Source organism: Bacteroides sp. ET225 (assembly GCF_024733745.1).
GTDB lineage: Bacteria > Bacteroidota > Bacteroidia > Bacteroidales > Bacteroidaceae > Phocaeicola > Phocaeicola excrementipullorum.
The window spans coordinates 1-9,030 of record NZ_JANRHN010000058.1; the positions used below are offsets into that span (position 1 = coordinate 1).

Sequence of the window (9,030 nt, forward strand, 5' to 3'; positions counted from 1 at the left end):
CTCTAGTGAGAGGTAAAAATGACGGGATTCTTTCCAGAAATTCCGTCATAGCCGCCTCAAAAAAAAGAGGCCGCCGAGAATCGCTCCCGGCAGCCCCGTATGGCATTACGTAAGTTTGTCAGAACAAGAACCTCATCACATCGTTGAAGTTTGCCCAAATGAGCAGGCCGAACAGCAGGAACATTCCCACCACCTGCGCATATTCCAGGAACTTGTCGCTCGGCTTGCGGCGCGCGATGATTTCGTAAAGCAGGAACAGCACATGCCCGCCATCGAGCGCCGGAATCGGAAGAAGATTCATCACGGCCAGGATGATAGACAAAAATGCAGTCATCTCCCAGAAACGCTGCCAGTCCCATACCTTCGGGAAAATGCTCCCGATCGTGCCGAATCCTCCCAGACTCTTGGCGCCTTCCGCCGTAAACACATACTTCATGTCGTTTACATATCCCTTCAGCGTGTTAATACCCAGCGTCACGCCGGCAGGGAACGACTGGAAAAAGCCATAATCCACCTCAGTCACCTTATAGTCGGGAATGCTTCCGATTGCGGCAACCTTAAAGTTCGAATCGGTCTGTACATTCACCGTATCGCGTACACCTGCACGGGAGTAGACCAGCGAAAACTCGGCGGAAGTTTTCTTCTCCAGTTCAGCTTTCGCCTTAAGCACGTTCATTTCATGCTGGAACTCGTTCCACGATGCCAGCGGCTTGCCGTTGAACGCCAGCAACGAATCTCCCTTCTGTATGCCCGCCTTGGCAAATCCGCCCCCGGCAAGCACAGAGTCTACGACATTCGGACAAAACAGATCCATAAACATCGGATCTTCTTTCGCCACGTCCAGCAGGCTCAGTTCCGGCATAAGAATCTTCTTTTCTTCTCCATTGCGAAGCACCGTCACTTCGCGCGCCTCCACAACGCTCCGTATCATATCCATGTTGAAACGGGTCAGTTCCTTTCCGTCCGCACGCTTGAGGATATCACCGTCGCGGAATCCTATCTTCTGAGCCTGTTCGTTAAACTTCATTCCATACGTCATGTCGCCCAAGGCCGTATAACGCTCGCCCCACGCATACAAAATCATGGAATAGATAAACAAAGCCAGCAGAAAGTTCATCAGCACACCGCCAATCATCACCAGCAGACGCTGCCATGCCGGTTTGGAACGGAACTCCCAGGGCTGAGGCGGCCGCTTCATCTGTTCGGTATCCATCGATTCGTCGATCATGCCCGAAATTTTGCAGTATCCGCCTACGGGCAGCCATCCCACACCATATTCCGTGTCACTGTTCTTCGGCTTGTACTTGAACAAAGAAAACCAAGGATCAAAGAATATATAAAACTTCTCCACACGAATCTTGAACAGACGCGCAAAGAAAAAATGTCCGCCTTCATGCACAATCACCAGCAACGAAAGGCTGAGAACGAGCTGCAAGGCGCGAATCAAAAACGTTTCCATTCTACTTTAAATTCTTGTTTTATAATTAAACCATAACTGTTCTTCATCTCATTTCACTCCGTTTATCACCAGTTCGGCGGCGATACGGCGTGTTTCGGCATCCGTTTCCACATAATCCGTATAATCGGGAATCTGTATAAACGGCACGCGGGCCATTGCCTTCTCGATGACATCGCTCATTCCGAGGAAAGAAATCTTGTCGCTCAGAAAAGCTGACACAACCACTTCGTTGGCTGCATTGACTATACACGGCATGTTCCCTCCCTGATGCAAGGCTTCGTATGCCAGCGCCAGGTTACGGAAACGGGCAGTGTCCGGCTTTTCAAAAGTCAACGTACTGTATTTCGAAAAGTCCAGCCGTTCGCCCGACAAGTGTACACGGCGGGGATAGGAAAAGGCATACTGTATGGGCAAGCGCATGTCAGGAACTCCCAGTTGAGCCTTCACCGCTCCATCCTCAAATTCAACCATGGAATGAATCACCGACTGGGGGTGAACCACCACCTCTATCTGGTCGGGACGCACGCCAAAGAGCCATTTGGCTTCCATCACTTCAAATCCCTTGTTCATCATCGAAGCCGAGTCGACGGTGATTTTCGCTCCCATGTGCCAGTTCGGGTGCTTCAGAGCCTGCTCTTTCGTAACAGTCTGCAACTGATCCATCGTATAAGTGCGGAACGGTCCGCCGGAAGCAGTAAGAATCACCTTATGCACCGGGTTGTTCATTTCCAGACACTGGAAAACCGCTGAATGCTCCGAATCGACCGGCAAGATAGGCGCGTGATACTCATTCGCCAGCCTGGTGACAAGTTCTCCCGCCACGACTAACGTTTCCTTATTGGCAAGCGCGATTGTTTTTCCGGCCTTGATGGCATTTATCGTCGGACGCAGTCCCGCATAGCCCACCATCGCCGTAAGCACGATATCTATCGGCCCTGCCTCAACAACCTGCGACAAGGCATCGTTCCCTGCATAAACCTTTACAGGGAGATCCTCCAACGCCTCCTTAAGCTGCAAGTACCTGTCTTCGTTGGCTATAACTACAACCTCCGGATGAAACTTGCGTGCCTGTTCAGCCAGCAGGTCCGCCTTATTGTTCGCCGTAAGCGCATACACCTCATACAAATCGGGATGTTCTTCTATCACCTGAAGAGCCTGCGTCCCGATAGAGCCTGTAGAGCCCAATATAGCAATCTGTTTCTTCATAAGTCTAAAAAACGATATATTTAGCCGGATTGATAGCCTGCCCTTTGTGCCACAATTCAAAATGCAGATGCGGCTCAGAGCGCTTGTCGTCCGATTTTCCAGTCAAAGCAATAACTTCTCCGCCTTTCACGCGGTCGCCCACCTGTTTCATCAGCGAACCGCAATTCTTGTATATGGTTATAAAATTCTGCACATGCTGAACCTGAATGATATATCCGTAGTCCATTGCATACCCGGCAAACACCACGGTTCCGTCTAAGGCCGACAGCACACTTCCTCCGGAAGCCGTAGCCAAATCTACGCCGAAATGCTTTTCTTCAGGATTGAATTCCGTCGTTATGACACCCCGTGACGGAGGATAGAAAATAAGTCCGGTCACTTCCGTACGTTCTGATACCGAACGCAGGTTATAGCGTTCTTTCCGCTCATATTCCTGACGAAAACGCTCTTCTTCCTGTGTGCGCGACATCAGTTCTTCCGTACGTATGCTGGTAAGCGAATCCATCGAGCCGACCGTATCCGTCTTGACACGCCCTTCAAGTATATCCTGAATATTCATGATATACATCTTCTGACGATTCAAAGCCTCGGCAAGCGAATCCGCCCGAAGCGCATTGTCCACCACCTGCGCACGGACTTCACTGTTCATATAGCCGGGCAGATAATTGCGCAAAGGCGTAAAAGCGATAATCAGAGCGGCAATCAGAAAGATGACAGTACATGCAGACAGAAGCACAGACAATCCGTTCAGTTTTGAAACATGGATGCCCACCACTTCTTCCAGCGTATTCTCGTTGATGACCGTCAACTTATACTTGAACTTGAAGTTCCTCCAGAATGCCTTATGTCCTGAGTTCTTCATAACACAACCGCTTTAATCCAACAATCCGTCAGGCACATCCACATGTACGGCCTTATTTTCCCTGTCTACATCCAGAATAAACTCTTCGTGAGCAGGAAGCAGCAGCTCCTTCCCTTCTTTCTCTATTACAAAAAGCACATTGATTGTCGAATCGTCCACACCGACTATCTCTCCCAGAAAGCCATGATTCTTGTCTATCACCTTAAAGCCCTCAAATATATTCCACGACAAGGCTGCATCCCCGTCCTCTTCCGCATATCTGATCGGGAAATAGACCTCGACATTTGTAAACATGCGCGCTTTTTCGGCAGTATCCACCCCCTCAAATTTCACCAAAGCCACATTGCTGCTCTTGAAACGATACTCTTCGATAAAGAAAGGGACAAATATTCCGTCGAGCAGAAGCACCAGATAATCGCAGTCCGCACGGTCAAAAATGTCATCAGAGAAAGTAAACGATACTTCTCCCCTCACCCCATGCGGCTTGTTTATGACACCTATCTTATATACTTCTTCTTTTCTGATCATATGCTGTCATTCGATTCGTGTAATCCGGGCACCCAAAGCAGTCAGGCGCTGCTCTATATTCTGATAACCACGGTCAATCTGTTCAATATTATGAATGCGGCTGATGCCTTCAGCTCCCAAGGCCGCTATCAGCAGCGCGATTCCTGCACGGATATCCGGCGAAGTCATGTTTCCGCCACGCAGACAAAAGCCCCGGTCATGCCCGATCACCACCGCCCGGTGCGGATCACACAATATAATCTGAGCTCCCATGTCAATCAGCTTGTCCACAAAGAACAGGCGGCTTTCAAACATCTTCTGATGGATCAGCACGCTTCCTTTTGCCTGAGTAGCAACAACCAGCATCACACTGAGCAAATCCGGAGTCAGACCCGGCCAGGGCGCGTCGGCTATCGTCATGATAGAACCGTCGAGAAAGGTTTCGATCTGATAATGTTCCTGCGCCGGCACAAAAATATCATCATTGCGCTGCTCCACCCGGATGCCCAGCCGGCGGAAACTGTCGGGAATGATTCCCAGATTCTCATAAGAAACATCCTTGATCGTTATCTCACTCCCTGTCATTGCTGCCATACCGATAAAGCTGCCCACCTCAATCATATCCGGAAGCGCACGGTGCGTGCATCCTTTCAGGCTGCTTACTCCTTCGATTGTCAGAAGGTTAGACGCAATGCCCGAGATTCGCGCTCCCATACGGTTCAGCATCTTGCACAACTGCTGTATATACGGTTCACACGCCGCATTATAAATGACAGTCGTTCCTTCTGCCAGAACAGCAGTCATGATGATGTTGGCCGTTCCGGTTATGGAAGCCTCGTCAAGCAACATATAAGTGCCTCTCAGTTTGTCAGCCGAAATGCGGAACAAGCCTTCCGATGCGTCATAATCGAATTTCGCCCCCAGTTTCTGGATTCCGAGAAAGTGCGTATCCAGCCGGCGGCGTCCGATCTTATCCCCTCCGGGCTTGGATATCATCGCCTTCCCGAAGCGGGCTACCAACGGACCGACAAGCATGACAGAACCTCTTAACTTGGAACACCGCGAAAGAAACTCTTCGGTTTCCAGATAAGCCAGATTGATGTTATCCGCCTTGAACGTGTAAGTGTCGCTTCCAGTCTTCGACACCTGCACTCCCATATCGCGGAGCAACTGAATCAGGTTGTTCACATCCAGAATGTTCGGGATATTGCTGACCGTCACTTCCTCATCGGTCAGCAAGGTTGCGCAAAGCACTTGCAGCACTTCATTTTTCGCCCCTTGCGGAGTGATTTCCCCATTCAGTTTATATCCGCCTTCGATGACAAACGAAGCCATAGCATTTTAATATTTACGTTTCTGATTATTGTTCTGCTGCCCCTGACGGCGCCGAGGAATCAGCATACGCTGTTCAACCAAATGATAATCGGCAGCGGAAAGCTTTATTTTCCCTCCGGACAGTTCGCAAAGATCATCCAGAATCTTCTGATCTTCTACTCCGTCCTTATTCCAGTTGATATAATCCTTTTTCATGTGGTTGGCGATGTAACGGACAAGAACATCTTTCTCTTCGCCCTCCGGATAGGCAACCGCAATCTTAATCAGATCCTGTATCAAACGGCCATAATGACGGTAGTTAATCTTATTCGGCGAATAAGGAATCTGTTCCGGCTTCACTTCCAGACTTTCTTTCTTCACCACCTCCACCGGATAATCTATATCCAGTTTGAAATCAGACATGATTGCCAGATGGTCCCACAGCTTGTGGCGATAGTCTTCCATGTCGCGCAATTGAGGAAACATTCCTCCCATGATGTTCACAATGGTATTGGCGCAGCGCTGGCGCTCCGCACGGTCTTCAATGGTCAGTGCATGGTCAACCATATTCTGCACGCTTCTTCCGTATTCAGGAAGAGGCAATTTTCGTTGTTGGGTATTATATTCCATATCAATAAGTTGTTCTAAAAACAAATAAACTGCTACAGCAGCTTTTTAGGTTTGGACGCAACAAACTCTTTCAGATAGAAAGGTTCAAAATAAGCCACATCCTTAAAATCATTGTTCGCTACAGCCTTCTCTGCCAGCGGAAACATCCATTTTGCCAACGGATGAACGTCGTCCAGGAAATGGGCGTTGGGATGCTTAATCTTATCCTTGCACTTGGCAGCACCGTTTCCGAAGAAATACACCGGACGCTCAGCCAAGAATTCTTCATAAGCGTTCTCATCGACAATATCCGCAGAGATTTCACGCTTCACACGCAAGGCGCGGTCGTAAACGGCAGCATATACTTCCATACGGCGGGCGTCAATCATCGGACAAAGAAGCGCGTCTTCCGGCAAATCACGGAAAAGCAGTACAGGGACACACATCACCTCCAGTGTAGGAAGGCCTATCAAAGGAATGCCCAATGCATAGCAGATGCCTTTTGCCATAGAAACGCCGATACGCAGCCCGGTATAAGATCCCGGACCGCAGCTGACCGCCACAGCATCTACCGGAATGGCATGGCTGTCGGCAAATGACAAAGCTTCATCAACAAACGTCCCTAATTCCGTGGCATGGGAAGGTCCCTTAAAATCTTCTTTCGAGAAAATGGAAGCTCCATCCTGGCTGACGGCCACCGAACAGACTTCCGTAGAAGTTTCTATATGTAAAATACAAGACATAATCAAGCAGTATAATGATAATAGGTTGCAAATATACATTTTTCTCCTCATTACCCGCCCATTATCTGCTTACTTTTTATTTTCTATTAGAATATCCGGCCTCCAGCCTATGAGGTTATTTAATTGTGATTGTAGTTCCATCGCTCTACATATTTATCCAAGAAATCATTCAGTTTTTATGAAACAGCTAAATTGTCATTTTTCATTTGCCTTTTGCAAGCAACGCTTCTTTTATCCGTGCCGGAGTGCCCATGTGCTCAAAAAAATCCGTCACCTGCTTTTTCTCCATGGCGGAGAATGTGGCAGGCATCAGTTTCTCTATTTCTGCCAAGGACAGTTCGATGCCGTCCACGAAATATTTGTTGGTAACGTAGTTGATGAACAATTCCGGAGTCGGTTTGCTTTTCAGCATGCCTTCGAACATCTGGAGCGACCAGTCATACGCTTCGGACGCTTCATCATTTCTTCCGTTCTTCAGCAATATGCTACCTTTCCCTAAGTAGTAATACGGATTATGCTTGTCCACATATTGTTCTGCGTCAAGAATGGTCTGCAAGGCTTCTTCCGAACGCCCCAAAGACTCCAGAATGCCGGCTTTGTTGCCGTAAGCGTTTACCAGCGACGGGGCTATAGCAATTGCTTCGTCCAAAAGTTTAAGAGCCGCTTCCAAAGAATCCGGATGCATGCTCATGCGTGCCGCCCTGTCGTTTTTGGCGAGAGCTTCCGGAGAATAACTGTTTTGAGCCGCCAAGAAAGAAGCGCAAAAAGCAAAAATGATGGTAATTGCATAAGTTTTCATTGTGGTCAAATTTTGATTAGGCATTACTAAAATAGTCGATTAACATCTTACAAATCTGTAACAGTGGTTTATTGCAGATGGGTATTAGTTTCTCCAAAGTATGCCGTACGGGTAGCCTTCCCTACGTCGCTAATCATGTAGTGTCCATCAACCTGCTCCACCGTCAAAGGTATCTGTATGACTCGTTTGGCATACTCGTCTTGATAAATTACCGCATAATTGTTTCCTCGTATATGGACTACTCTTATACTCTCTATGCCGTCCATGCTTGCATCTTGCGCGCAGATAAGGGCATCTGCTCCGCTTTCCTGCGACATCTTCTTTGCCTGCTCCATTGCTTTTGGGGTAAGACAGGCCCGTTTCAGGGAATCCTCGAAAGCCTGCGAATGGGGCATGACCGCTATGTATTCCATATATTTCCTATAGAAATCGTACAGCACCCTTACGGGTGCTGAATTTTGCGTCGGAAACTCTAGCTACGCGGCACGCTGCGGTTAAACATAGTTGGGGCGGTTTCACTGTCCTGGTTATTGCCGGATAGTCTGCAGCTTGTAGCTGCATGGCTTCGTCCCGCTAAATTCCCATTATCATAAAAAACAGACTATGGCTAGTTATGTACCTCGCATTGGTGTATTTGCCCGCTGTCGCGCAACAATAGGTAATACAATACATGCGACTGTTCATCGAAATGGATTTTGCTCACCGGATTCTCGCTCAAGTTGTCCATCAGCCGGGTGGTTTCTTCCGTTTCCGTATTTACCCGGAATACGCCTTCGCGGCCCGCCACGATGAATGTTCCTTCTTGCGAAGCAGCCTCTATCAGGTAGGGGGCAGCGACCAGTTTCTCAAAGCGTGCCGTCACGTCCGCAGGCTTTGCAAGCGAGGCGTTCCATTGCCATATCCGTGCCTGCGTCTTGCCTGCTTCCGTATACGTGGTGCTGTAAATTGCGTTTCCTCCGGGAGTTGCAGACAATGAAATGATGTTCCCGTCCTGTTTGCCCGTCTCAATCTGCTTTTTGCTGCCCTTGCCCAAATCCATGCAAGCAAGCGTGTGCATGCCTGCGAGGTATACCGTTTGCCGGGTGGCGCTCATATGCAAGAGGGGAGCTGGGGAGATGGTTGCCTGTCGCACCATCTCACTGCAAGTTTGTGTCGAGGGTGAATAGGCTAAGAGGTTTCCTTGCTTCTCGAACAGCAGTTGCCCGTTCGGGAGGAATGTCAAACCATACGATGCCTCCGTTGGCGCATTGCCGGACATTTCCGTCGAGTCTACCACAAATTCCTTTTGCGAAGAAAGGTTCTTTACTACGATCTTGGACACTTTGTCCTTGTTCCATTGCTTGTAAGCAAGATACTTCCCGTCCGGTGACACATCGAATTGCCAGATATAATCTACCTGGGTCAGAAACGGATTCTGAGCATTTGCCTTCGGATTTGCTCCCAGCAGGCAAATGATGACTGCTAAAAAAATTCTTACCATGTGATTCATTGTACTATTCCAGTTATTCCTTGTTCAACAACAAAATATGTC

10 protein-coding genes are annotated in these 9,030 nt (G+C 48.6%); all 10 read right to left on the minus strand.

What is annotated here, in order from left to right; translation table 11 throughout:
- Positions 1-118: 118 nt before the first annotated feature.
- Positions 119-1,459: an RIP metalloprotease RseP gene (gene rseP / locus NW212_RS14775; protein WP_258339385.1), complete on the minus strand. Its 1,341-nt coding sequence runs from the start codon at positions 1,457-1,459 to the stop codon at positions 119-121.
- 48 nt (positions 1,460-1,507) lie between these two features.
- Entirely contained in the window at positions 1,508-2,665 is a 1,158-nt protein-coding gene (locus NW212_RS14780) for a 1-deoxy-D-xylulose-5-phosphate reductoisomerase (protein ID WP_258339386.1), read from the minus strand.
- Between the two features lie 4 nt (positions 2,666-2,669).
- Positions 2,670-3,527 carry a murein hydrolase activator EnvC gene (locus NW212_RS14785; RefSeq protein ID WP_258339387.1) on the minus strand — a complete coding sequence of 286 codons (858 nt, stop codon included), beginning with the start codon at positions 3,525-3,527 and terminating at the stop codon, positions 2,670-2,672.
- 12 nt (positions 3,528-3,539) lie between these two features.
- The gene (gene rimM, locus NW212_RS14790; protein ID WP_258339388.1) at positions 3,540-4,055 is read right to left on the minus strand and encodes a ribosome maturation factor RimM; all 516 of its coding nucleotides are present in this window, start codon (positions 4,053-4,055) and stop codon (positions 3,540-3,542) included.
- A gap of 6 nt (positions 4,056-4,061) precedes the next feature.
- Positions 4,062-5,369 carry a UDP-N-acetylglucosamine 1-carboxyvinyltransferase gene (gene murA / locus NW212_RS14795; protein ID WP_258339389.1) on the minus strand — a complete coding sequence of 436 codons (1,308 nt, stop codon included), beginning with the start codon at positions 5,367-5,369 and terminating at the stop codon, positions 4,062-4,064.
- 6 nt (positions 5,370-5,375) lie between these two features.
- Positions 5,376-5,978 carry a DUF4290 domain-containing protein gene (locus NW212_RS14800; RefSeq protein WP_258339390.1) on the minus strand — a complete coding sequence of 201 codons (603 nt, stop codon included), beginning with the start codon at positions 5,976-5,978 and terminating at the stop codon, positions 5,376-5,378.
- Positions 5,979-6,010: 32 nt separating this feature from the next.
- Positions 6,011-6,700, minus strand: a complete 690-nt coding sequence (tsaB, locus tag NW212_RS14805; protein WP_258339391.1) for a tRNA (adenosine(37)-N6)-threonylcarbamoyltransferase complex dimerization subunit type 1 TsaB — start codon at positions 6,698-6,700, stop codon at positions 6,011-6,013.
- 202 nt (positions 6,701-6,902) lie between these two features.
- Complete coding sequence (locus NW212_RS14810) at positions 6,903-7,499, minus strand: hypothetical protein (protein ID WP_258339392.1); 597 nt, start codon at positions 7,497-7,499, stop codon at positions 6,903-6,905.
- A gap of 68 nt (positions 7,500-7,567) precedes the next feature.
- Entirely contained in the window at positions 7,568-7,912 is a 345-nt protein-coding gene (locus NW212_RS14815) for a hypothetical protein (protein WP_258339393.1), read from the minus strand.
- Positions 7,913-8,106: 194 nt separating this feature from the next.
- Positions 8,107-8,979 carry a hypothetical protein gene (locus NW212_RS14820; protein ID WP_258339394.1) on the minus strand — a complete coding sequence of 291 codons (873 nt, stop codon included), beginning with the start codon at positions 8,977-8,979 and terminating at the stop codon, positions 8,107-8,109.
- Positions 8,980-9,030: the final 51 nt, after the last annotated feature.